At 40.6% G+C, this 25,619-nt stretch carries 18 protein-coding genes and 1 pseudogene; 8 read left to right on the forward strand and 11 right to left on the reverse strand.

The genetic code is table 11. The annotated features are described in order from the left end of the window. Positions 1-227 precede the first annotated feature (227 nt). Positions 228-368, forward strand: a complete 141-nt coding sequence (locus CWB85_RS22960) for a DUF2897 family protein (protein WP_016707522.1) — start codon at positions 228-230, stop codon at positions 366-368. 37 nt (positions 369-405) lie between these two features. Here CWB85_RS22960 and metE read toward each other — a convergent pair. Next, a pseudogene (gene metE / locus CWB85_RS09145) lies at positions 406-2,679 on the reverse strand (5-methyltetrahydropteroyltriglutamate--homocysteine S-methyltransferase). Between the two features lie 291 nt (positions 2,680-2,970). Here metE and CWB85_RS09150 point away from each other — a divergent pair. Further along, entirely contained in the window at positions 2,971-3,858 is an 888-nt protein-coding gene (locus tag CWB85_RS09150; protein WP_016707524.1) for a LysR substrate-binding domain-containing protein, read from the forward strand. Between the two features lie 53 nt (positions 3,859-3,911). Continuing rightward, positions 3,912-4,676, forward strand: coding sequence for a YdcF family protein (locus CWB85_RS09155; protein ID WP_138554690.1), 765 nt, complete (start codon positions 3,912-3,914; stop codon positions 4,674-4,676). 13 nt (positions 4,677-4,689) lie between these two features. Here CWB85_RS09155 and CWB85_RS09160 read toward each other — a convergent pair whose 3' ends face one another. Beyond that, complete coding sequence (locus tag CWB85_RS09160; protein WP_016707526.1) at positions 4,690-5,442, reverse strand: Nif3-like dinuclear metal center hexameric protein; 753 nt, start codon at positions 5,440-5,442, stop codon at positions 4,690-4,692. Between the two features lie 150 nt (positions 5,443-5,592). Between CWB85_RS09160 and CWB85_RS09165 the strand changes: the two genes are divergently transcribed. Beyond that, complete coding sequence (locus CWB85_RS09165) at positions 5,593-5,961, forward strand: hypothetical protein (RefSeq protein WP_016707527.1); 369 nt, start codon at positions 5,593-5,595, stop codon at positions 5,959-5,961. Positions 5,962-5,988: 27 nt separating this feature from the next. Here CWB85_RS09165 and CWB85_RS09170 read toward each other — a convergent pair whose 3' ends face one another. Beyond that, complete coding sequence (locus CWB85_RS09170) at positions 5,989-6,465, reverse strand: HPP family protein (RefSeq protein ID WP_016707528.1); 477 nt, start codon at positions 6,463-6,465, stop codon at positions 5,989-5,991. Positions 6,466-6,557: 92 nt separating this feature from the next. Between CWB85_RS09170 and CWB85_RS09175 the strand changes: the two genes are divergently transcribed. Continuing rightward, complete coding sequence (locus CWB85_RS09175) at positions 6,558-7,139, forward strand: TetR/AcrR family transcriptional regulator (protein ID WP_138554691.1); 582 nt, start codon at positions 6,558-6,560, stop codon at positions 7,137-7,139. A gap of 51 nt (positions 7,140-7,190) precedes the next feature. Here the strand turns inward: CWB85_RS09175 and CWB85_RS09180 are convergent, their stop codons facing one another. From CWB85_RS09180 to CWB85_RS09215, 8 genes are all read right to left on the reverse strand, one after another. After that, the gene (locus tag CWB85_RS09180; RefSeq protein ID WP_016707530.1) at positions 7,191-10,370 is read right to left on the reverse strand and encodes an amidohydrolase family protein; all 3,180 of its coding nucleotides are present in this window, start codon (positions 10,368-10,370) and stop codon (positions 7,191-7,193) included. A gap of 125 nt (positions 10,371-10,495) precedes the next feature. Further along, positions 10,496-11,320 (reverse strand): M90 family metallopeptidase, encoded by an 825-nt coding sequence (locus CWB85_RS09185; protein ID WP_138554692.1) that lies wholly within the window; start codon positions 11,318-11,320, stop codon positions 10,496-10,498. 162 nt (positions 11,321-11,482) lie between these two features. Further along, entirely contained in the window at positions 11,483-12,721 is a 1,239-nt protein-coding gene (locus CWB85_RS09190; RefSeq protein ID WP_138554693.1) for a M23 family metallopeptidase, read from the reverse strand. 314 nt (positions 12,722-13,035) lie between these two features. Then, a complete protein-coding gene (locus CWB85_RS09195; RefSeq protein ID WP_138554694.1) occupies positions 13,036-14,961 on the reverse strand; it encodes a hypothetical protein in 1,926 nt (641 codons plus the stop codon). 313 nt (positions 14,962-15,274) lie between these two features. Further along, positions 15,275-18,166 (reverse strand): ligand-binding sensor domain-containing diguanylate cyclase, encoded by a 2,892-nt coding sequence (locus CWB85_RS09200; RefSeq protein ID WP_138554695.1) that lies wholly within the window; start codon positions 18,164-18,166, stop codon positions 15,275-15,277. 176 nt (positions 18,167-18,342) lie between these two features. Beyond that, positions 18,343-18,978: a CatA-like O-acetyltransferase gene (locus CWB85_RS09205; protein ID WP_138554696.1), complete on the reverse strand. Its 636-nt coding sequence runs from the start codon at positions 18,976-18,978 to the stop codon at positions 18,343-18,345. Positions 18,979-19,069: 91 nt separating this feature from the next. Then, positions 19,070-20,110: a Leu/Phe/Val dehydrogenase gene (locus CWB85_RS09210; protein WP_016707536.1), complete on the reverse strand. Its 1,041-nt coding sequence runs from the start codon at positions 20,108-20,110 to the stop codon at positions 19,070-19,072. Between the two features lie 399 nt (positions 20,111-20,509). Beyond that, on the reverse strand, positions 20,510-22,036 hold the full coding sequence (locus CWB85_RS09215; protein WP_138554697.1) for a fumarate hydratase: 1,527 nt from the start codon (positions 22,034-22,036) through the stop codon (positions 20,510-20,512). A gap of 159 nt (positions 22,037-22,195) precedes the next feature. On the opposite strand from CWB85_RS09215, the gene pabB reads away from it, so the two are divergent. The 3 genes from pabB (at position 22,196) to CWB85_RS09230 (ending at position 25,608) form a co-directional block, all read left to right on the forward strand. Beyond that, positions 22,196-23,542: an aminodeoxychorismate synthase component I gene (pabB, locus tag CWB85_RS09220; protein ID WP_138554698.1), complete on the forward strand. Its 1,347-nt coding sequence runs from the start codon at positions 22,196-22,198 to the stop codon at positions 23,540-23,542. A 4-nt stretch (positions 23,543-23,546) separates the two neighbouring features. Then, positions 23,547-24,131, forward strand: a complete 585-nt coding sequence (locus CWB85_RS09225) for a CoA pyrophosphatase (protein WP_138554699.1) — start codon at positions 23,547-23,549, stop codon at positions 24,129-24,131. 100 nt (positions 24,132-24,231) lie between these two features. Beyond that, entirely contained in the window at positions 24,232-25,608 is a 1,377-nt protein-coding gene (locus tag CWB85_RS09230; protein ID WP_016707540.1) for an L-serine ammonia-lyase, read from the forward strand. Positions 25,609-25,619 lie beyond the last annotated feature (11 nt).

Genomic DNA, 25,619 nt, shown 5'->3' on the forward strand with positions numbered 1-25,619 from the left:
AATAATACAACTTATAACAATCGTGTTAAGTTACTGACCATTTATAGCGACAGATAAATGGAGTGATAACAAGGCATAAATTTTGACATGTAGTTGTTCTACACGAAAATTTATAACGCAGTTAGCGCTTTATTTAGCCCGCTAGAATGGTTAAATATTTAAGTCGATTGGTATAAGGTGCATAATATCGGCTAAACTAGCTAAAAATTAATTTATCACTACACGTTATGCAGATTTGGCAAGTCCTGATTATAATAGTTGTGCTCGCAGTTATTATCGGCAATATCATGCTATTAAAGCACTCAGCAAAAATTGGCTTTAAAATCCCGGATAAAAAAGCAGACACCAAACAGCAAAAAAAGCCCTAACCGAGTAGGGCCTTGCTCGTAGAGGATGTTCTTTAACCTATTTTAGTTCAGCTCTGAGCTCTTTAGCTGCTTTAACCATGTTATCGAGCGCTTGTCGCGTCTCTTCCCAGCCACGAGTTTTCAAACCACAGTCTGGATTAACCCACAAGCGTTCAACCGGTATTTTTCGCGCCGCTTTGTGGATCAGGGTTTTTATCCACTGGATGTCTGGCACATTTGGCGTATGAATATCATATACCCCAGGGCCGATATCATTTGGATATGCAAACCCCTCAAATGCGTCAAGTAATTCCATGTTTGAGCGTGACGTTTCTATGGTGATCACATCAGCATCCATATTTGCAATCGCTGCAATGATGTCGTTAAACTCGGCGTAGCACATGTGGGTATGAATTTGCGTTTCATCTTTTACGCCGCTGGCCGACACTCTAAATGCATACGCAGCCCACTCTAAATAGGCTTGCCACTGGCTTACTTTTAGCGGCATGCCCTCACGAAATGCTGGTTCATCAATTTGAATAATTTTGATACCCGCATTTTGTAAGTCTAGCACTTCATCTCGCAGTGCAAGTGCAATTTGCTTGGCAATGGTTGCTTTATCTAAGTCATCTTGGATGAATGACCAAAATAATAAAGTCACAGGACCTGTTAGCATGCCTTTCATTTTCTTGTCTGTTAGGGATTGTGCATAGTGAATCCATTCAATCGTCATTGGTTTTTCACGGGACACATCGCCCCAAATTACTGGAGGTTTCACACAGCGAGTACCGTAGCTCTGCACCCAGCCAAATTGAGTAAAAGCAAAACCTTCAAGAAGCTCACCAAAATATTCAACCATACCGTTACGCTCAGCTTCTCCATGAACTAACACATCAAGGTCAAGCGCTTCTTGCTCTTTAACTGCGTAGCGAATTTCTGCTGCCATTTGCAATTGGTATTGTAAAGTTGATAACTTACCAGCTTTAAAATCACGACGGGCTTGGTGAATAGTGTGTGTTTGTGCAAATGAGCCAATCGTTGTGGTAGGTAATAATGGTAAGTTAAGTGCCGCGCGTTGCTTAGCGATACGTTGAGTAAATGAGCTATTACGCTGACCATCTGCTACCGCTAATGCACTGACACGTTGTTGTACAGTAAGGTTATTCACACTTTTTGATGTCAAACGCGCTTTTATCGGCGCGCAATAACTTTACAACGCACTGATATCATGACTGATTAGTGTGGCTTTTAATAATGCCAGCTCTTGTCCCTTTTGCTTAGCAAATGCAAGCCACGCACGTAACTCATTATCTAGTTCTTGTTCTTGCTCTAAATCCACAGGGGTATGTAACAACGAGCATGATGGTGCAAGCCATAAGTTATCGCCTCGCTTTGCGGCAATGTTTTTGATCTTCGCATAAGTAGTCTCTAAGTCAGTGCGCCAAATATTATGCCCATCGACGACGCCAAGTGACAGCACTTGCGCTGAACTAAGCAGTGAGTCGAGTTTTAGCATATCAACATCACTAGTAACACAATCAAAGTGCACGCCCTCAACGGGGTAACTCGCAATATCGGTATAATAATCACTCACCGAATCAAAATAGCTGGCAAGTAGTAATTTTACACCTTGCCCTGCTAATGCACTGCAACTTACTTTTAGTGCATCTCGATACTCTTGCGTGAGCTCAAGAGTCAAAATAGGTTCATCAATTTGCACCCATTCAACCCCTTGCACGGCAAGTTTAGCCAATACTTGTTGATAAACAGGCAGTAGCTTTTCGAGTAGACTTAATTTATCAAACTCTTGACCTGCACATTTAGCCAAATAAAGATAAGTAACTGGGCCGACTAACACCGCTTTCGCTTGATGGCCTAATTTTTGTGCTTGTTCCACCTGCTCAAATAATTCACTCCACGTTAATTGAAATTGCTGATCGCAGCTAAGCTCTGGCACAATATAATGATAGTTAGTGTTAAACCACTTAGTCATTTCGCTTGCTGCACACGCGCAGCCAGTAGGTGCACGGCCCCGACCAATACGAAATAAAGTATCCAGATCGACGCTACCACATGCTTTTCTATGACGCTCAGGGATCGCCCCCACTAACAAACTAGTTGCCAATACATGGTCGTACCAAGCAAAGTCACCAACAGGTAATAGCTCAACCCCCGCACTGGCTTGCAGTGCCCAATTTTCTTCACGAATAGTCTCACCATGCGCTAGTAGCTGCGTTTGAGTGATATTCCCCGCCCAATAGGATTCAACTGCAAATTTCAGTTCGCGTTTTTTACCTACGCGTGGAAAACCCAAGTTATGTAATCGTGCCATGTGATGCCATCTCCATTTAGCTGTTTAGATGGCTAAAATTTACGCTCGTGATTATGATCAGACAACTGATGCTTTCTCAGTTTCAACTTGAGGTAAATTCATGAAAATAATTTTAAAAATATCTAATAACACAATGACAACGCTGTCAATTTTAGTGCTATAGTAAAGTTGTAAAATTTACGTAAAACAAGTGAGATTATTTAGCCATCTAGACGTTGAAGCATCTTCAATAAAAGCGTACTATGTCTGTAATCTGAGTTAGACTCACTTTTACCATGAGAATTATTAAAGATGATTGATGTAAAACATTTAAAGACCATCGCAACCTTGAAAGAAACCGGTTCTTTGGTGAATACTGCGCGGGAATTATTTTTGACTCAATCAGCTTTATCTCATCAAATCAAAGATTTAGAGAATAAGCTTGATTGCCAACTGTTTGAGCGTAAAACACAACCCGTACGTTTTACTCCCCAGGGTATGCTGTTGCTAGAGCTTGCAAACGAAGTATTGCCTCGCGTTGAAGCAACTAAGTGCCGTTTGAAAGAAAGCCTTAACCAACCCATTTCACAATTACGCCTAAGTGTAGAATGCCACGCCTGCTTCCATTGGTTGCTACCGACGATTAAAGAGTTCAATAACTTTTGGCCAGATATTAAAGTGGATTACGAACGCGGCTTTAGTTATGACGCTATACCCGACCTGCTCAACGATGAACTAGATTTAGTATTAACCTCAGATATTCGTGAGCCAGATAAACTTGAGTACGCACATTTATTTGATTTTAAACTTAAGCTAATTGTTGCGCCTGATCATGAACTGGCAAAAAAAGCCTATGTCACGGCGCTTGATCTAAAAAACGAAACCATTATTTCGTACCCTATTCCTCGTGAACGTCAGGATATATTTAAGCATTTCATTCAAAATGCACGTTTTGACGGTACATTAAAAACGGTTGATCAAGGCTTATTAATTTTTCAGCTGGTGAGTGCTGGAATGGGGGTCGCAGCATTACCTGATTGGTTAGTCACACCTTACGAAAGCCAAGGGCTGATAAAATCGATTCCGCTGGGAGCACTTGGGTTAACTCGCCCTATGTACTTAGCAATGAAGAAAAATATGAAAGATAACCCAGTCTATCGTCACTTTTTAAATACTTGTAAGTTAAATAACGGTCGATAAAATAACAGTTACGCAGTAGCATACAAAAAAACCCTTTTATGTGTGCTACTGTAATGTTTGAATTAAAAAAAATCCTCGGCGCAATGCTCACGCCGTTACCTTTTTTAGGCATGCTGTGCTTTATTGCTTTGATTATCGCTTTGCGCACCAATAAGTTCAGCGCGTATATTGGTATCATTGCAATCAGCTGTTTATTGCTTATCAGCACCCCTTTTATTGGCCAAAAAATAATAGATCCGGCCACACAATTAAAATACACCTTTCCCTCAAGTAAGCAGCCAATACTCGATAAAATTGTAGTGCTTGGTTGTGATGTAAACCCCAACCCACAGCTGAATGCTAATAGTCAACTCGGCAATTGTGCTAAAAGCCGCTTAATTGAAGGCTTGCGACTAGCTAACATCTATCCTAATGCGCAACTTATTGTTTCAGGCGGAGGCTATGGGAAAGTCACAAATAGTAGCTTGATGCAACAAACAGCTATTAGCTTAGGCATTGCAGCTGCGCGTATAAAACAAAACCCCGCAGCGATGGATACCGCCGACGAAGCAAAACTGTTAGCTCCAACACTTGTTGATTTTAAAGTGGCACTGGTCACCTCAGCCAGTCACATGGCCCGGGCAAGCAATTTATTCAATGCTCAAGGCGTTGATGTGATCCCTGCGGCTACGGATTTTCATGACTTTAATGCTTGGCCAGCTCATAAACAATATATTCCAAACGCAGACGTACTGTTGGCAATAAGTCGTGATATGTATGAAAAGATAGCTCTATGCTGGATAACTTTACGCCGCTGGATTGACCCAGAGGCGCTATAAATCAAGCTCAGCGTTATACTGGGTTATCGATGTCAATAAAGGTTACGTCAAAGCCATGATGCTCAGCCAATAATTCACCGAGTGCTTTAATACCATAGCGCTCGGTGGCGTGATGGCCTGCGGCAAAAAAGTCAATCCCTTGCTCTCGAGAGCTATGAATCGTTTGCTCAGATGCCTCACCAGTCAAGTAAGCGTCTATGCCTTGGTTTGCAGCTAAATCAATATACCCTTGCCCACCACCGGTGCACCAAGCAATAGTTTCAATTGGCTCATCACGCACTGAACTAACCAACGGCTCTCGATCTAATACTTTTGCAATTTTTTGTGCGAAATCCTCAGCACTTAGCGGGGTTTTTAATCGCCCTTTTACCGCGACACTATTTGCCATAGGTTCTAAACCTGCGGTCATTTCTAAATCAAGTAATAAAGCAAGTTGTGCGTTATTGCCTATCTCTGGGTGCACATCTAGCGGTAAATGATAGGCAAATAAATTGATATCATGGTTGAGCAGCGACGCTATACGACGTTTTTTCATACCCGTAATGGGGTGTGCTTCCCCTTTCCAAAAATAACCATGGTGAACTAATATTGTATCTGCCCCCTGAGCAATTGCTGCATCTATCAGTGCTTGACTGGCAGTGACACCTGTCACAATTTTTTTAACCTGTTCTCGCCCCTCAATTTGTAATCCATTAGGACAAAAATCTTGGATAGTGTCAGGTTTTAAAATAGTGTTTAATAAGTGGTTAAATTCTCTGCGCTGCATTTTATTATTCCAGATTGGCGTTAAATTCTGTGCAAATTTTGGCGTTTATAGGGCTAAAATGGAAGGAAAATCGCAAAAAATTGAAAAGTAAGTCAAAAATAGGTATAAATAAATATTCTCAATCTGTGTTTACAACGTATAGGGCCTCTGATGAGCAAACTAGACAAAACAGAAGTATTAAATGCCTTTGAAGCAGCATATGAAGCAGCCAATGGTAAGAAACCTGAAATAACCACTAAACCTGGTTGGTACAGCATCGATGGCGGAAAAAACTTACGCCTTGCAGATGTTGCTGAATTAACTGAGCAGTTAACATCAGGCGCACCGTCTGACAAACCTGCCGCTAAAGCGCCGGCTAAAAAAACTAAAACTAAAGCAGCTCCCGCTAAAGCAACTGTTAAAAAAGCACCATTTACGGTTACAACAGCGAATGAAGATGGCTACACAGCCGAAGAGTTTTGGATTGTGTACCTCGCTGAAAAAGATCACGATTGTCGTCTACCTCGCGGCGTAGTGTAAGCTTTTAGTCTATTAAAAAAACCGCTTTTAAGCGGTTTTTTTATCTGCCACAAAGTGTGCAAACTTTTTATTTATACTATTTGAAAATGATCCACACAGCACAATGAATACCGTACCAAACAACACTGGCATCAGCAAAAAGTCCCAACTTTGCCCGCTTAATATAACCAAAATAGGGTTTGCTCCCGCCGCAGGATGAATGGTATCTGTAAGCATCATCGCTGTAATCGCCAAGCCAGTAGCGACTGCAATGCTAACTGGATCAACACCCACAAAATTCACAAAAACAACACCAATTAACGCCGTCAAAAAATGCCCTACAATCACGTTTTTTGCTTTTGCCAGTGGGCTCTGGGGTACGCCAAACACTAACACTGCAGTGGCGCCAAAAGGGGCCATTAACCAAATACCATAATTTCCTAAACTTTCTAAATACGCCAGTACCAATAAAGTCATTGCAGAAAATACACCTGCACAGAGTGCTTTATAAAATGAATAGTTCATAATTATCTCCCAAAGGTAGACCGACCTGTCTACATGCAACAATATAGACAAGTCGGTCTACTTGTGTCAAGCTTATATTTTCAGGAGTAAGCATGGATAAACGCACCCACATAATAAATACTGCGCTGAATGCCTTCTATCAAAAAGGCATCCACAGTGTCGGTATTAACGAAATACTCAAACTTGCAAATGTGGCAAAAAAAACGCTTTATAACCATTTTGTAAGTAAAGAAGAGCTGGTATGTGCATGCCTAGAGCTCAGAGATCAAAGGTTTAATACATGGCTAAGTAAGCAAATAGCAGACTGTACAACACCACAACACCTTGCCAGGGCATTATTTGCAGCTATCGCAAGTTGGATAGATAATAAAGCGCCTGAGCTTGGTGATTTTAATGGCTGTTTTTTTATTAATACAGCGGCCGAATACCCTCAGTCTGATCACCCAATTGCTAAGCTGTGCGCAGCACATAAACACGCGGTATTAAACCTGCTCATTGACACGCTCAGTCAAACTACGCAATTGCAAAATCAGCCCGCTAAAGCAATCGAGTTGGCGCAATTACTAATGACCCTAAAAGAAGGCATGATCTGCCAAGCCCGCGTCACACATACCACCAATCACTTTTTACAAAGCCCTGAGTTGTTATGTCGATTAATGGATGTACAAGCATAAAAAAGCGGCTAGTGAAGCCGCTTAAGTTATAGTCCAAAAAAAAGTTAACTATTACTGCTCAAAGTACAGTTTATCGCGCTGTTTTTGGCCAATCTCATTCATGGTTGCAGCATCAAACAAGCGACCATTGATCATAGTGTAATCTACTTTATCCGTATCACGGATATTGGTCAGCGGATTGCCATTAATCACGATTAAATCGGCAAGCTTGCCAACTTCTAACGAGCCAATATTTTTATCAAGGCCTATGTATTTAGCTGGATCAAGCGTCGCGGCGCGAATTGCCTCAAGAGGTGTCATACCGCCTTGCGCAAACATCCAGATCTCCCAATGCGCGGCAAGCCCTTCTCGCTGGCCATGGGCACCTAAATTCACTACTACCCCTAAATCTTGCAGCTCTTTTGCTACGCGAGCATTATTAAAGTGATTATAGTGGTGATCGGGTGCTTTAACACGACGCATTGAACGCGGAAGCAGTTGATTTTTCGGCACGAATTTACTCAAGCGAGGGTGATTCCACACGTCAGTTTTATCATACCAATAGTTTTCCCCCCAAATACCACCATACGCAACACCTAACGTGGGCGTATATCCCACATCACTTTGCGACCAAAGCTGTTTAATATCATCGTAAATGTTTGCTACGGGTATTGAATGCTCAATACCCGTATGACCATCGACTACCATAGTCAAGTTATGTTGTAATAATGATCCACCTTCTGGCACCACCATCATCTCAAGCTCTCTACCCGCTTCAATTACTTGCTGGCGTTGCTCACGGCGAGGCTGGTTATATGACTTAACACTAAATGCGCCGACTTTCTTTAAACGTTCTAGATGGAATTTAGCATCGTCTAACGAATCGATATGCGAGGTATAACCAGGCATATTGGCGCCATACAAAATAGTGCCGGTTGAGAAAATACGCGGGCCAACAATACTCCCCGCTTTTTGCATTTCGCTGGCTGCAAAAATTTCCGTTGTATCATTTGATGGATCGTGAATAGTGGTGACACCCAACGATAAACCAGCTAAGTTTTTCCAATTTTGCTCAGGAATGATTTCATCACTACCTTGTGAGCCATGTGCATGAGCATCAACAATCCCTGGCATAATGGTTTTACCAGTGACATCAATCACTTTCGCGCCTTTTGGAATGCTCACCTCAGCTGCATTACCAACGGCTTTAATATGCTTACCATCAGTGAGCAGTACGCCATTTTCAATAACTTGCTCACCTTGCATTGTGATTATGCGCGCCCCTGTAAGCGCGATCATGCCTTTGGGTTCAGCCATTTTGCTGGTAAAACCAATATTTTCACCACTTTTAACTTTGAAGTCAGCATCATCTGATTTATTAATATCAAACAAACCCGCTAAGCTAGCGTGGTAAAGCTCAGGGCCTAAGCTCCAATACAGTTTATCGCTATTAGTGCTCCAGCTGATACTCTCACCAGCGCGTACAGATAACTGTTCGATTGGGAATTGGCTGTCTTTAGGGCCTATATTAATAGTTTTACCACTTTGCACTAAAGGAGTAACAAACACTTTAAAGCGCTCTGCAAAGGCTAAGTATTTGCCATCCGGCGATACTCTAAACTCGGTGGCATGCTCAGATTCATATAATTTAGAGATTTTTTTAGAATCCAACTCAATCATGCTCAATGTGGGCTTTGGCCAAGGACTCATTACATAAATGCGATCATTTTCTGCTGCAAATTGTGGCTGATAACCACTTTTAGTAATAAGTTCTGCTTTACCACCTTTACTACTAACGGCATATATACCCGGGTGCAAAGACCAATCAGGGTTTAAAATACTACCGCCAGAGGCTTTACGATACACAACAGTTTTACCATCAGGACTAAACGTTGGTTCAACATATTTACCCGGCTCAGAGGTAATATCATCACCGCGACCGCTACGTGCTGATACAACACGAACAGCACCTTGCTCGTTATCATCCCATGTTACGTAAACAATTTTTTTACCATCACGCGAAAACTGTGGAAACAACTCAAAATGGTCATCCTGCTTTGTTAAACGCTTGATTTTTCCTGATTCTAAATCACGTTTATAAATATGCCCTAATGCTTCAAAAATAGCCGTTTCACCATCAGGCGAAACTTGCACATTACGGAGCATTTTTACGTCAAACTCATCACTGTCAATGTTCTGTGTAAAGCGCACTGCTTTTTGTATTTTCTTACTGGTTTTAACTGCAAATGGCACGGTTTCTACATCGCCATCGCCCACATTCAGCTTGTGGATAGTCCCCCCGGCCCAAAACACCAATTCTTCATTATTAGGCGTCCATGCAATCGTTGGATACACACCATGGATGGCCCACGTTTCTTGCATGTCACGTTCAAGTTTATCGTATAACTTAGTGTGCTTACCGCTGGTTAAGTCATATAAATACAGGCTCGTTTGGAAGTCATCACGCTTAATATACGCCAGTTTTTTCCCATCTGGTGAAGGGGTTGGACGAATTGCACCTCCTACCCCATCAATAATCGTCTCGATCTCACCAGTTTGGCGATCATAACGTTTGATTTTATAAATACCTGCGACAGAATCCTTTGAATAATGGAAAGTTTTACCCGGTGTAGCATCATGAGAAAAATACACATAACGGCCATCTGGTGAGAACATTGGCTCGCCTAAATCTTTTTGGTCATCCGCGCGTTTAGTTAGTTGTACACCTTTACCACCCGCTTTGTGATAAAGCCAGACTTCACCAGCACCGAGTGAACGAGTTGCAGTAAAGTGTTTACGTGCAACTATGTAGTCGCCATCAGGGCTCCAAGCAGGGCTATTGAGTAGACGAAACGTTTCATCAGTCACTGGCGTTTGGTTTTCACCATTTAAATCCATTAACCAGATATTATCGCCACCACCTTGATCTGAGGTAAACGCAATGTGCTTTCCGTCAGGGCTAAACCGTGGCTGCATTTGCCATGCAATATCAGATGTAAGTTGTACCGCAGTGCCACCAGCTAGCGGCATAGTATAAATATCACCCAGCAAATCAAACACGATGGTTTTACCATCAGGGCTGACATCGACATTCATCCACGTGCCTTGTGAGACACTAATGCTCGCATCAAGAAATTGTCCTTGTGGGGCATCTACTTGCCACTTTTCATCATTGTTATCTTGTGCCTGAGCTTGACCATATAAGGCCAATGACACTGCAACAGCCATCGCTGTATGTAGCATTGTTTTCATTACATTCTCGCTTGTTCTTGTTGTTTATTAACCTAAACGCTGGTTAAGAGATTTATTAAGAGTGATTGCAACAAAATCAGCAACAAGTTACCAGTGATATCTGATAAAGCGCAGTTATTTGGCGGTTAATGCCATTTTATCGGGTCAAATTGGTAATAACCGACCAGCAAACTATATATTTCAGGATCGTAATGGCGCAACTCGGCAGGTTTTTCAAGAAAGGTTTCTGTGAGCACGGCAAAAAATTCAGCTTCATTGGTCGCGCCATAACTATGAATAACATGAGGCATGTTATAAGCCACATGAGTTTTTAACTGGTTAAAAGCACGGCTAAAAACACGCCCCCACTGTTGATAATCAGCTTGTTTAGCTAATAACGGTGTGCCCGTTGTTTTCCCTGTTTCTTGATCAAGCTGATGTGCAAATTCATGAAACACTAAATTATGGCCGTCACTTGGCAAGCGGTTCCCTTCTAATACATCATGCCAACTCAGTACTAAAGTGCCGCCTGGCCATGACTCTCCTTGGCGCACTGTATTGTGATAACTCACCAACCCGGCGCTGTCACGTGACGTTTGCGGGGCATAATATGCACTTGGATAAAGCAAAATTTCTTTTACATTTTGGTATAAAGGCCAAGGCTTATTGAGCACTAAAACGCATGCATCAGCAGCAACAATTAACTTCATCGCCTCATTGAGTTTTAAGCCATCGCAGCCGATAAAGCGTTTTTCATTTAAAAACCAGACAATATGGCGCTCTAACTTCTCTCGTTCGCTATCGGTCATTCTTTGGTAAATTGGCATACAACGTAGTAGCAAGGCTTTTTGTTTATCGTCTAAACGGAAGTCTTGATATTTCCTTTGCCACAATCGATTTTGAATGACAGGCCATTGCCAATAAACAACGACAAACGCAATCAGCGCCAGCATTAATAATCCGTTGACCATATGAGTGTCCACTTAAAAGCTATGCTGTATTAATATGTCCATTAGCTGACAAATTCAATTAGTTTACGGTAAATAAAAAGCCGCATATCCATTGAGGAGCTGCGGCTACTTGTAGTTAACCTCTGTTATACACTGCAATTTACAAACAGCAAAGCACTACAATCAACGATACAGTGGCTGCCATGCACAAGTACGATAGCCATTACGTTCAAAGTAGAAACGGTTACAGTTATCGTCATAGTTACTAGTGCCGACATCGATACGATGGCCACTAATGTACTGATTGTGCAATGACACCTGTTGACCGTTATATAACAAAGTGAAATGTACGTGTGGGCCTGACGATTGCCCACCTTCACATAGCGCTTGGTTATAGCTATTAGCATAACGGCCAAGCCATGCACCAGGTTGCACATAATCGCCACTGTTATATTGTAAGTTAGACATATGATAGTAGTTAGTTGAGTAACCACTAGAATGCGTTACACGGATATTACACGATGAAAAACGTGTAACTGTGCCTCCATGAGCCGCTTGTACATAGGGCGTATTACTTCCCCAACCTCCTGAACCATTATTAAAATCAAGTGATGAGTATGGATACCCTGAACCTGTATTGGAGTGGGCTCCACCGCTATACCAGTAACCAGATGGCCAGGGTAGATCCATAGAAAAGCTAGCAGCTAGAGCTTGCTGATCAATACTGTGTATCTCATTTTTTGGTGAACGTTGTAATTGGACACTACTATCTGGAAATAAGCTGTCAAAAGTCGCTAAAAAGTCGATTAAATTGCTACTAACATGATTAGCCTTCCCTTTTTCCACAGCCAATTTCTTACGTTTATTAAGCATACTAACCAAAGCTGCTGTTGCAGCAGTACTGCTATTTACGCTCGCCGAATTGGTTATCGCCGTACGCGTAGATTGTGATTCTTTTGCCGTAACTTGGCTTTCTTGCCATTGCTTAAAAGCATAAAACCGCTGACTTAATTTTGTAGTCACATCTTCTACTTGGGCATCAAAACCCTGCTCATCAGATAAACCTGATAAAGGGTTATTGAAATCAGCATCTGGGTTTGAAAGTAACCCACTTTGCTGCTCAATTAAGGCCAAAATAATTTTCGGATTAATACTCGTAAAGCCCGCCCAATGTAAAATAAGTTCTTGTTTATCTTGTAGTGCAGGGGCATATAATGCAAAAAAGTTATCCCAATCTTCATTTAATAAAGCATTATTAAATACAAACTGAGTATCATCAACAGCCAGTAAAGCATTTAATTTTAGTGATTCAATAGACTCGGCTGTAAAGGAAAAATTATCGTGTTTATGACCTTCTGCAAGTACCGCAGGTGAGATACCTAAGACACCTGCGAGTGCGAGGGTAATTATATTATTTTTCATCTTTTGTTCCTTGTATAAATATCAAAAAGATCCCTAACTGGGAACAAAAGGTATAGCATTAAGGTTAAATAAATGTTAATAAAATGTTTTTATGTTTACATTGACATATTTTATGTACCTGATATGGTGTGGCCTGTAGCAGGTTTTCTCAACTAAAAACAAAATGCACAAAAAGCGCACAATTCAAGGGCTAAACACTATCCCTATAATGATCTAACAGCGATAGAGATAACTTTAATTAAGAACTTTGGCTAACGAGAGGTATAGCTGAAAAAGGGTAGAGTAGCATCTACCCCTTTAAAACGAGCTAAGGTTTAAAGTACAGGCAAGGTAATTTGACCCCTGACTACTTCTGAACTTCCTTTTACGGAGTATTCATACCCAAAAGTAATATCATTTTTATTACCGATTTGGTTATCTTCTAATCTACCCAGAGGATAGCTAAAGTTTTGACGATACCACTTACCATCAGTTAAGCTAGTATAAAAAGCAACATTATATTGTACACCTTGAATGCTTTCATTAACTGCAACTGATGCAGTATAGTGAAGATCTAGGTTACGGGTATACTCTGCAATAATTGGATACTCTTCATACACTGATACTGCTGTACCATTAATAGTATAACCCGTTAAAGTTAATTTTAGATAACTTAGAGTATCAATCGATTCTGGAAAATACATATAACCATTTGGCGAAGTAGACCCCGATGCAGCTTCTCCAGCCGTATTTTTTTCAACAATACGATTACCTGCGGTAAAACCGTTATTGTTATCAAATTTTAATGTATTAATATCAAACACAGCTTGGTCAGCAACTGTCATCTCTTTAGTGAAATCAAAATCAACGATTTTATTTGTCGATTTATCAAATACCTTTTCTAATGCGTACCTATAATTTCCTGCTGTAAGAATCTCTTGTGGTAATACCGTTACAAAAGTACTGTTAAACTTACTCGTTGCTGAAGTTTGGACTAGTTTATCAGCGAATGAAATATAAGTAACGCCTGGGGGAACAAAGTCATCTGCCTTATCGTTACCTTTAATCACCGTAAAATGGTTTTTCTTAATGAGCGTTGTTTCATCTGCAACTAACTCGATTGGTGAATCAACTAGTAAATACAAACCTTGAGTTACGGTGTCTGTAACTGAGCTCACCAGACTAACCGTCGAGCCGGCAGTATATTTATAAGGCTTTACAACTAATGATAAAACTCCATTTTCTAACTCATAAAAACCATCTAAATGACCAAATGACGCATCTACGTTAACACCATCATTTATAGGTGATAAATTGATTTCACTACTGCCGTAACTATTACCATTAGCATCAGTAAAGCTTGGTAAAAGCAACTTCATTTTTGAACTACCTTGATATTCAAAAACATATTCTTTTGCCTGTGCATCGAAAGTCGCAGGCGTCTCTTTAGTTAAGCTTTTTAATGAAACTAAATCTAATGAATCAAATGTATTGCCAAACTCATCTATCACAGCTATACGAACTTGAAACTCTGTATTTTCAATAGTTTTAGAGACATATAACGTGTTACCTTGCATTAAACTTGCAATAGTTAGGTAGTTATAACTATCGAAACCATGTTGATAAATAAAATCATCAATTGAATCATTATCAACATCAAGATCCATTGCCAGACTTTTTTCGAAACCTTTCACTTTGCTGATTGAGTACCTGCCTGTGTTTTCGTCGTACGTAGAACGAATGAAATGTTCATTACGATTTGAAAATTCATCATACATATTAAACGCAGTAGAAATACTGTAGCTAAATTCAAGTCCCGCCACAGGGGTATTTTCACCATTCAGTAATACTTCAAACTCTACGGTTTCAGCATTCGAAACCTCTAAACGTCCTAATTGGGCAATACCATAATTTGTCTTACCGTAAAAAGCACGCTCCTGAAAAGAGCCATCAACACTTGAAACAAGAAGAACATAGTCTGAATATTGCGGTAACTCATTCAATTCAAATAAGCCATTTGAGACAGCTACAGGCTCGCTCCAATCATTACCAATTTTAATTGATACTTGAGCATTATTAACAGACTCGCCTGTTAATAAGTGTGTAACTGAACCTGTTAATGTTACATTTTCAAGCTCAGCTTGAGCATTATTATTTTCAATTGCAGCTACTATGTCGTCATTATTTTCTTTAACGTCTAGACAACCAGAAAGAAAGAAACTTGATGAGATGGCAAGTGCGATAGCGGATTTTTTTAACATTTGAACTCCATGTATTTATTTTTTTACCCGTAACGGGCTCATCCAAAGTATACAGGAGCATTTGCTGACGGCAAAACACATAATCCAAAATGCAGGCTTTAAATACCTAATCACAATATAGGCTGTTCACTTATTAATCAGTACTGTTTTTAATTGTATTTTATTGCAGCAATTTATGTAAAGTAAAGAGCTCCTTACGATAATAAGTATTAAGGGAATATCTAAACATCAATTACTTTATACCGAGTATTTACATTAAAGGAGTAATATAAAATTTCATTATTAAAACATGCTTAAAGTCATGTTCTAGTACTTATATACTGTTTATTTCCACACAGTTCCTGCCAATATTTTTGGCTTTATATAAAGCCTGATCAGCTTGCGCAAGTAACCGGTCATAATCATTCACAGTCAATGAATCAGCCACACCAAAACTAACGGTTACAGATAGCCCATTGGCAATCGTTGAAAAATCATAGTTTGCAATTTCCAACCGTAATTCGTCACATAATTCCGCGGCTTGCTGCGCTGTTTTATTTGGGAATAATAAGGTAAATTCCTCACCTCCCCATCTAGCAACTTCACTGGCATCACTTTTAACACATTGACTTAACAAATGCGCAACGACACAAATAACCCGATCGCCAATAATATGTGACCACCCGTCATTAATTCGTTTGAAATGATCTATATCCATAATGGCAATAGCCAGAGGTAAAGCTTGCTGTTTAAAATCAGAAAAATTCTCAGCGAGCCAACTATCAAAGGCACGACGATTTGGTAAATCGGTGAGTTGATCATGGGTTGCTTGATGCGCAAAGGCATCTGTTTGCTGCTGAAGATCTCTAGTTTGTTGCTCGACTCGAATTATCAGTTCTTTTTCAATTTTTTTATAATGATAAAGGCGATATTGATATAACCCAAAGGCAAGTAAGAGTAACGTAAAAAACATCACAAGCTTGAAGCCTGTTTGCTGCCAAAAATATGACTGAATAACAAAGTTTATGGTTTTATAGTTATCCTGCCACTGCCCATTCGGGTAGCCTGCTCGTACCATAAAAGTATATTTACCCGGTGCTAAATTCGTATACTCTGTTATTGTTAAGCGTTGACGATTAACCCATTCATTATTATAACCTATTAGTTTTGTTTGAAAGTTAAGCCGTTGCGGCATAATAAAACTCAAGCCAGCATAATGAAATGACAATCGAGCAGTACCTGGCGGTAATACTAATTCTTCATCATATAATATAGGGGTATTTTTACCATCGACGTACAAACTTTCGATCACGGTAGGCAAAGAGATTTGTGAGGCTTGTTTTATACGCTCAGGTACAACTGTGCTTGCTCCTTGGGACGTCGCAAACCAGATACTGCCATCATTATGAAGTGTCGCAGCAGGGTTAGAACCACCGTTTGCTTGAGCACTCAGCATCCCATCGCCTTCATCGTAAAGCTGATACTGTAGTTTTTGACCTTTTATACTGCTAGGATCATTTAGTAACTCATTAACTTGCTGTTGCTTTACTTGAATAATACCGCGATTGCTCGACAGCCAAAACGAATCATCTTGTACAACTAACTGAAACAATTTATCAACGGGTAAACCTTGCTCGCGGCCGAGTATGGCGATTTCACCAGTAATAATATTAAAGCGAATTAATCCTCTATCAGTAGTCATCCACATAAAGTTTTGCTGAGCATAAAAACCAAATGCGTATTCTGCATTAAATTGCTTAGGAAATGCCTGTCCTTTAAACTTTTCTAACTCACCATTAAACATTGCCACACCAACACCTGTGCCCACCCAAATATTGCCACGGCTATCAAGCGCAAGCGCCATAATAAAATCGCCGGGTAAGCCTTGCTCTGTTGTATACTGAACAACAGAACCGTCAGGGTCAATACGTGTTAGTCCAGCAGCAGAGCCTACCCACAGTCGTTGTTCGTTATCAAACAAAAGTGCTCTAATTTCATTACTGAGCAAACCATTATCACGATTAATGACGGGGTAGATTTTTTTATCAACTACACGCATTAAACCACTGGTATAAGTGCCAACCCATACACCCCCTTGGTTATCTTCGGCTAAGCTAAGAATGGATAAAGGGCCTTGCTCAAAAGCTGGGGGGATGGCTACAACGCTATCATTATTGACTCTATTTAAACCTAAGCTACTGCCCACCCACATACTGCCATCTGAATGAGATAATACGCTGCGAACATAATCACCATTTAGTCCGCGTTTTTTCGTCCATGACGAAAATGGTGCTTCTCGTAATCGATATACGCCGCCGTTAGTACCCACCCATATGCTTTTTTCACGGTCTTGCATTAACGATAAAATACGATTTGCTGGTAACCCTGAGTCGGCATCTAGTTGCTCTAAGCCTATTTCACTAAGCCTAAATAATCCTTTATTGATAGTACCAAACCAAATATCATCATGATCATCTTGTAATAAACTAGAGATAGACTCTCCATCTAATTTCGGGTGAATACTTTCAAACATGTCACCCACTAATCGCCACGCACCTTTTTCTCCAGCAACGATTAGTTGACCTTGCTGAGTTAATAATGCCGAATAAATAGAGCTATGAGGCAAGCCACTACTAGGGGTCACCAATTGAGCTATTTTATTCTCTATCTTATATAAACCATCGCTCGTTGCAGCCCAAATAACACCACGCTTATCTTCTACTAGCCTATACGCACTTAAATTAACTAAAATCGTATGCTCTGGCCCATTATCATAATCACGATATGCAATACCATCGCCTTCTAATGCTAACCACATTTCACCACTGCGGGTCTTTAAAACATAATTAACCATGGCTGACGCATTGTTTTGCACAAGCCATTGTCTATTCTTTAAATGACTTACACCACCGCGCGCTCCTGAAATATACAAACTACCATCTGCTTGCGGGGCTAAACTGCGTAAACCAGAATCAGGTAGATCTGGTATTTCTGAGCGAGTAAATAGCTTAAATTCGCGACCATTAAAACGGGCTAAGCCTTCCCAAGTTGCAATCCATACATAGCCATCATTGGTTTGCGCAACACTATTGATACTATTATGCGGTAACCCCGATCGGGTATTCCATGTTTCAGCAAAATAGTCATTCAGTGGCAAACGTGTTTGCTCAGCAGCTAAACAGCTAAAAGCAACAAAAAAGAAAAAGCAAAGACTGAAATGAATCATTATACTAAACGCCTTTGTAATTATGGCGAGCTAACAACTGAGCATTAACACAAAATTAAATTAATAATGATTTATTAGTAGTTAATTATCATTACATTTGACTGTTCGGTTATTATACTAACATAGTCTTAGTTTTATTTTCATTAACTAAATAACACAATCTGTTTACGTCTAAACTAAACACAAAGCTCATCAATGCACAGTTGCAGTTGCTCAACAAACTTGGCCACATGTAAACCATCCATTAGTGCATGATGTACATCTATAGAAAGCGGCATTTTCCCAGTCTTAGCATTAAACTTACCGAATACTAATTTTGGAATACCGAAATTATCGGTTTGATTAAAAGCATGTGAGAAGCTCATAAAATCTAACCAAGGTAACACTGAAATATGCAGCAAATCCGCCTGTCCTTCAGTGCATGAAAAAGCTTCTGAAAATAACGGCTGTTGTTTTGCAGCTAAACTTACCGCACTGGCATGCTCTTGAAAGTCCGCAAAGCTTGACTGTTGCAATAAATAACTAAACCGAAAAGTATTATCATCTGCAAGTTCAACAACGCTGGCTCGTTGCGTAGCTAACTGCCAAGGCTGGTTATCTATTATACGCAACAGCATCGGCTGATACGTGTTGCTCGCCTGTAACGCAGCATAAATATAAGCATGGAAAAATGAACATTGTTGTACTTTACAGGACTGATAAAGTGCGCCTACATCAAGCTGAACACATACATTGAAATAAGGCTGTGTAAACTCTTTAAACAATGAAAAATGTTGTTCGCGTGGCCAGGTAGTTAAATCAATTGGGATCATTACTTAAAACTAAATAGCTGAGGGTAAACGTATCGTGAGGGATTTATTCACTAAAGTAAAGGCGCGCTATTGCACGCCTTTAGCACAGTTATTATAAACCGTTTTTAATGATTTCTTGTGCCAATTCATCGGCAATTAAATGTGTCGATTTTTGCTCTTTTTCACTGCGTGCAAAAATTTCAGTTAGAGTATCGTAAATACCTTCTACATGTTTATTTGACGCTGCAACGGAATAACCTTCTGGTGCAGTTTCATAATAAACATTAATAATACCACCTGCGTTGATCACATAATCTGGTGCATACAAAATTCCTTTCTCACGAATTATTTCACCGTGACGGGACTCAGCTAATTGGTTATTTGCACAGCCGGCGATGATCGTCGCTTTAATACGAGGAATAGTTACATCATTAATAGTTGCACCCAATGCGCATGGTGCATATACGTCTACATCAAGGTCGTATATTTCATCAATACTTACCGCGGTTGCTGCAAAGTCATTAACTACACGATCAATCGCAGTTTGATTAATATCGGTTACAAATAATTGTGCACCGGCTTCATGCAAGTGTTTACATAACCCGTAAGCGACGGCACCTAGACCTTGTACAGCAACTTTAATTCCAGCTAGATCCTGATGACCACGTTGGTGCTGTAAGGCAGCTTTAATACCTAAAAAAGTACCATAAGCAGTAAATGGTGATGGGTTACCACTTTTACCTTCAAGTCCCAGTACATAGTTAGTTTCTTTATTCATAATGGCAACATCATCACACGTGATGTTTACATCTTCTGCCGAGTAGTAGCTGCCATTTAAACGCTCTAACTGACGGCCAAAGGCACGAAATAGCTGCTCAGATTTAATCTCTTTCGCATTACCAATGATCACTGACTTACCACCACCAAAAGGTAAGCGTGCTACTGCATTTTTATAAGTCATGCCTTTTGATAAACGCAGCGCATCAACTACCGCATCGTCATCACTTGCATAATCCCACATTCTGCAACCACCAACGGCAGGACCTAGATTCGTATTATGTACGGCAATAATTGCTCGAAGGCCTGACTCTTTATCTGCACAAAAAACCACTTGTTCGTGGTTATCAAAGTCAACTTGATTAAACACAGCCACTTTATCTTACTCCGAAATTTGTAACCCGTGAGAGGGTATGCACGCTGAAATTGCCGAGACTTTATCACTTCAAATTGCACCTTACCACTATATGAGATGATAAAACCAATCAAAATAACTAAACATCATAAACACATTAATTACAATAGACTTTATGCATATTTAATTCACGAAAATAAAGAATAGAACCATTTAAATGCAAATTAATAGAAAAATTAAAAATACAGCCTTACGTGAACGTAAAAGGAATGCTTAATGTAAAGTAAAGATTACAATCAAAATTGCAAATATAAACGTTTAAATAGAGGAAGTTATGAGATTGTTGGAGGTATTGACAGTGGTCAGATCTGATATGCGGTATTTAACATTTGCTAAATACCGCATAATAATATTAATGATTTATTTTAATTTACCGTCTAACTCTTCGATTTTTGCTTTCCAAATCGCAGGTCCCTGAGTGTGTGCGTTAGCACCTTCACTATCAACTGCAACAGTCACTGGCATATCTTCTACTTCAAACTCATAAATAGCTTCCATACCTAAGTCTTCAAACGCCACTACACGCGCTTTTTTGATTGCTTTAGATACTAAGTATGCTGCACCACCTACCGCCATCAAATACACTGACTTATTGTTTTTGATAGATTCAACCGTTGCAGGGCCTCGCTCTGCTTTACCGATCATGCCAATAATGCCTGTTTTTTCTAACATCATATCGGTAAATTTATCCATACGGGTTGCCGTTGTTGGGCCTGCAGGGCCTACAGCTTCATCACGTACCGCATCAACAGGTCCAACGTAGTAGATAAATTTATTATCAAAATCAACGCCCTCAGGTAAACCTTCACCAGAGTTAATCATATCTTGCAAACGTTTATGCGCCGCATCACGACCGGTTAAAATAGTGCCTGACAATAATACTGTCTCGCCCATTTTCCATTCGCGAGTATCTTCTTTGGTTAAGGTATTTAAATCAACGCGACGTGTACCTTCACCAACTTCAAACGTCACTTCTGGCCAATCTTCAAGTTTTGGCGCTTTTAAGTTTGCAGGGCCTGAACCATCAAGAGTAAAGTGAACATGACGAGTCGCCGCACAGTTTGGGATCATAACCACAGGTTTTGATGCTGCGTGCGTGGGTGCAGTTTTGATTTTTACATCAACAACCGTTGTTAAACCACCTAAACCCTGCGCGCCAATACCTAATTTGTTTGCGCGTTCGAAAATGTCTAAACGCATTTTCTCTTCGGTTGTTTCTGCGCCGCGCTCTATTAGCTCATGAATATCAACAGGATCCATTAGTGATTCTTTCGCAAGTACCGCTGCTTTTTCAGCTGTGCCACCAATACCTATACCCAACATGCCCGGCGGACACCAACCAGCCCCCATCGTCGGTAAGGTTTTCTCAACCCATGCAGCTACGTCATCAGATGGGTTTAACATCACCATTTTCGTTTTATTTTCTGAGCCACCGCCTTTAGCAGCAACCATTACTTCAACTTCGCCGCCTGCCACTAAATCAATGTGGACGACTGATGGTGTGTTATCTTTAGTATTTTTACGCGTACCAGCAGGATCGGCAACAATGGATGCGCGTAAAGGGTTGTCTGGGTTTAAATATGCGCGACGTGTTCCTTCATCAACCATTTGTTGTACGGTTAAATCTGTTTTATCCCATTTTACATCCATACCTACTTTCACAAAGCAGGTAATAATACCAGTGTCTTGACAAAGTGGGCGCTTCCCTTCAGCCGACATACGCGAGTTAATTAAAATTTGCGCAATGGCATCTTTTGCCGCTTTACTTTGCTCTTTGTTATAGGCTTTTTCGAGTGCTTGAACAAAATCAAGTGGGTGATAAAACGAAATATATTGCAAAGCATCTTCAATGCTATCAATAAAATCTTGCTGACGGATCGTGCTCATTTCAGTTCCTTAAGTTACCTTTACGTATTAATACACGTAACATAAATCAAACCGGTGACGGTGGTTTGTAACGCAATAGGCAACTAAACGCTGCCAAAAAATTTAACTTATGATACCCTCCCAGCCCGTTTCGAGCCAGTTTTTCAGGGTAAAAAATAGATGATAGAGCAACAAAATACCTGTATTCAATTAGACATTTCGCTCAACTGTGTAGAGGTTTTCGCTTATTTTGCTGATCTCCCCTTTGCCGTGTTACTCGATTCCGCTAATAGCGAACATGTAAATAGCCGTTACGATGTTATTGCTATCGCACCGAGCATGCGCTTAGAAGTAAAAAATAATCAAACATATATTGATGGAAAACCCAGCCCAAAAGATTGTTTTGCAGTTATACAAGATGAGCTTGCTAAGCTTGAACACAGTAAACCACGACAAGAACTGCCGTTTACGGGTGGCTGGCTAGGTTATTTTGGCTATGATTTAGGTCGCGTGATTGAGCACCTACCAGAGCAAGCCATCGATGATATTGCTATGCCACAAATGGCGATTGGCTTATATCCAGATGCGTTGATTTACGACAAGCAATGCGGGCATTGGTTTTACGTCGCGCAACCAAGTATAGATAGACAAGCCCTGTACCTTGAGCCGCTAAAAACCAAAACACCGGCTTACTCTGAGTTTGCAATAACCCATGACTGGTCATCAAATATGAGTCTTGCTCAATACAGTGATAGATTTGCCAAAATCCAAGCATACTTAACAAGTGGCGACTGCTACCAAATTAACTTAGCACAACGTTTTACGGCACAATATCAAGGTTCGCCGTGGCAAGCTTACTGCACTTTGCGTGACGCCAATAAAGCGCCTTTTTCCAGTTTTATAAATCACCCTGATGGGGCTATTGTGTCTATTTCGCCAGAGCGCTTTATCGCGATTAGCCAAGGGCACATAGAAACTAAGCCCATTAAAGGTACTCTACCGCGCTGTACTGATAAAGAAGCTGATGCAGCACAAGCCATTCGGCTACAAAATTCAGCAAAAGATCGCGCCGAAAATGTGATGATTGTTGACTTACTGCGTAACGACTTAGGTAAAGTCGCAAAACCAGGTAGCGTACAAGTACCTTCGTTATTTGCCATTGAAAGCTTTCCGGCAGTACATCATTTAGTGAGTACGATTACAGCACAATTGGCCGATGACAAAACTGCGGTTGATCAGCTCAAAGCCGCTTTCCCAGGTGGCTCAATCACCGGTGCACCGAAAATACGCGCGATGGAAATTATTGAAGAATTAGAGCCACATCGCCGTAGCGTATATTGTGGTTCCATCGGTTATTTGAGCGCCTGTGGCAATATGGATACCAGTATTACCATTCGCACCTTAGTGTGTCATAACCAACATATTTATTGTTGGGCTGGCGGTGGGATTGTCGCAGATTCTCAAGTGGAGTTGGAATACCAAGAAACTTACGATAAAGTAAATAAAATTCTCCCCTTATTGAAGTAATACTGTGAATACTCAACAACTTTTAGCGCGGTTTCAGTTAAGTGCACCGATTGAAAAAACCGAGCTAAGAAGTAGTAAATTGAGCGCATCGAAACGTGCGAGCGCCGTTATATTGCCGCTAATTGATATTGACCATCAAGCCCACATATTATTGTGTAAACGGCCTATTCACTTAAAACACCACCCTGGGGAAATCTGCTTACCTGGAGGCAAGCATGAGCGAAACGATAAAACACTGCGTGATACCGCTTTACGAGAACTTAAAGAAGAACTGAATATTTCTCCTCAACAAGTCTCAATTAGCGGTAAACTTGCGAACTATTCCACTTTGACAGGCTTTACTATCACTCCCTATGTTGGCTTACTTGCGCCAAACACTCACTGGCAAGCTGATCAGAATGAGGTATCAGCAAGTTTTTTAATCCCTATCAGTAAGCTCATTGATGTAAACAATTGGCAACCATTACCGTTTGAGCGACACGGAGAAATAGTTACTTTACAAGGATTTTCAACTCCTTACGGGCTACTGTGGGGAGCAACGGCCAGCATTATAAAAAACTTTACAAAACAGCTCGCCATACCAGTTTAAATCTGTCTTACAAAAGGTTACAAGGCTAGAATTACACGTTATTATGTGCCACCGTTCAAAGGCAGCAATCGTGCTGAGTAAAAAGTAGAGTAAAGTTATTATGATCAGTGCATTTGATATGTTTAGTATTGGCATCGGCCCATCGTCTTCACACACCGTAGGGCCTATGCGTGCATCACGTTTATTTGTTAACGAACTACAACAACAAAAGCTATTAACCGATGTCACCAGTATCAAAGTCGAATTATATGGCTCTTTGGGTCAAACAGGCATTGGCCACGGCTCAGGTAAAGCCGTTATTTTGGGCCTTGCCGGTTATGATCCAGAAACAATTGATGCAGATTTAGTCGATGACATACTTGCCAAAATCGAAAATGAGCAAGTTATTTACTTAAATCAAGTCCATAAAGCCAAATTTCCAAAGCAAGGAGCAATTGTATTTCATCGCCGCAAAACCTTGCCTAAGCACTCTAATGCTATGGAGATCATCGCATACAAAGGCGACGAAAAGCTCCACAGTAAAGTGTATTACTCAATTGGTGGTGGCTTTATTGTCACCGATGAAGAGTTTGAAAATGAAAAACAAGCAGCGTTAGATATTCGCGAAGAAAACCCAGCCCCTTATCCTTTTGGCAGTGCCAAAGAATTACTCGAAATGTGTAAAGAGTCAGGGTATAGCGTATCAAGCTTGATGATGAAAAATGAAAAAACCTTGCGCACTGAAGATGAAATCAAAGATGAACTTTTCAATATTTGGCAAGTAATGAAAGCCTGTATTGAACGCGGAATGCGCACTGAAGGGATTTTACCTGGTGGTTTAAAAGTAAAACGCCGTGCACCAAGCTTATACTTAAAGCTCAATATTGAAGTCAGTAACGATCCACTTCGAGCGATGGACTGGGTAGACTTATTTGCCCTTGCGGTTAACGAAGAAAATGCCGCAGGTGGCCGCGTCGTAACAGCCCCAACCAATGGCGCAGCAGGAATTTTACCTGCGGTACTGATGTACTATCATACGTTTATAAAAGAAGTGGACCGTGATATTGCTACCCGCTACTTACTAACAGCCGCTGCAATTGGTATTTTATATAAAAAGAATGCCTCAATTTCAGGCGCTGAAGTAGGCTGCCAAGGCGAAGTCGGCGTTGCTTGCTCTATGGCCGCTGGTGCACTTACTGAAATTGTCGGTGGTAACGTAGTACACGTTGAAAATGCCGCTGAAATCGGTATGGAGCATAACCTCGGCTTAACCTGCGACCCAGTAGGAGGTTTAGTACAAGTACCGTGTATTGAACGAAATGCCATGGGGGCAATTAAAGCGATTAATGCCTCTCGTTTAGCTATTCGTGGCAGTGGCGAGCAAAAAGTATCACTCGATAAAGTGATAAAAACCATGCTCGATACTGGTAATGATATGAAAACCAAGTACAAAGAAACTGCTCGTGGCGGTTTAGCTGTGAACATTATTGAGTGCTAATGTTTAGTAGG

The sequence above is a fragment of the Pseudoalteromonas sp. S1727 genome (assembly GCF_005886375.1).
Taxonomy (GTDB): Bacteria; Pseudomonadota; Gammaproteobacteria; order Enterobacterales; family Alteromonadaceae; genus Pseudoalteromonas; species Pseudoalteromonas haloplanktis.

Bases quoted from the DNA above. Each gene is read 5' to 3' on its own strand.
- pabB (WP_138554698.1), top strand. From the start codon at position 22,196: ATGATAGAGCAACAAAATACCTGTATTCAATTAGACATTTCGCTCAAC.
- CWB85_RS09205 (WP_138554696.1), bottom strand. From the start codon at position 18,978: ATGATCCCAATTGATTTAACTACCTGGCCACGCGAACAACATTTTTCA.
- CWB85_RS09185 (WP_138554692.1), bottom strand. From the start codon at position 11,320: ATGGTCAACGGATTATTAATGCTGGCGCTGATTGCGTTTGTCGTTGTT.
- CWB85_RS09150 (WP_016707524.1), top strand. From the start codon at position 2,971: ATGATTGATGTAAAACATTTAAAGACCATCGCAACCTTGAAAGAAACC.
- CWB85_RS09155 (WP_138554690.1), top strand. From the start codon at position 3,912: ATGTTTGAATTAAAAAAAATCCTCGGCGCAATGCTCACGCCGTTACCT.
- CWB85_RS22960 (WP_016707522.1), top strand. From the start codon at position 228: ATGCAGATTTGGCAAGTCCTGATTATAATAGTTGTGCTCGCAGTTATT.
- CWB85_RS09180 (WP_016707530.1), bottom strand. From the start codon at position 10,370: ATGAAAACAATGCTACATACAGCGATGGCTGTTGCAGTGTCATTGGCC.
- CWB85_RS09170 (WP_016707528.1), bottom strand. From the start codon at position 6,465: ATGAACTATTCATTTTATAAAGCACTCTGTGCAGGTGTATTTTCTGCA.
- CWB85_RS09160 (WP_016707526.1), bottom strand. From the start codon at position 5,442: ATGCAGCGCAGAGAATTTAACCACTTATTAAACACTATTTTAAAACCT.
- CWB85_RS09230 (WP_016707540.1), top strand. From the start codon at position 24,232: ATGATCAGTGCATTTGATATGTTTAGTATTGGCATCGGCCCATCGTCT.
- CWB85_RS09195 (WP_138554694.1), bottom strand. From the start codon at position 14,961: ATGTTAAAAAAATCCGCTATCGCACTTGCCATCTCATCAAGTTTCTTT.
- CWB85_RS09165 (WP_016707527.1), top strand. From the start codon at position 5,593: ATGAGCAAACTAGACAAAACAGAAGTATTAAATGCCTTTGAAGCAGCA.
- CWB85_RS09190 (WP_138554693.1), bottom strand. From the start codon at position 12,721: ATGAAAAATAATATAATTACCCTCGCACTCGCAGGTGTCTTAGGTATC.
- CWB85_RS09200 (WP_138554695.1), bottom strand. From the start codon at position 18,166: ATGATTCATTTCAGTCTTTGCTTTTTCTTTTTTGTTGCTTTTAGCTGT.
- CWB85_RS09175 (WP_138554691.1), top strand. From the start codon at position 6,558: ATGGATAAACGCACCCACATAATAAATACTGCGCTGAATGCCTTCTAT.
- CWB85_RS09215 (WP_138554697.1), bottom strand. From the start codon at position 22,036: ATGAGCACGATCCGTCAGCAAGATTTTATTGATAGCATTGAAGATGCT.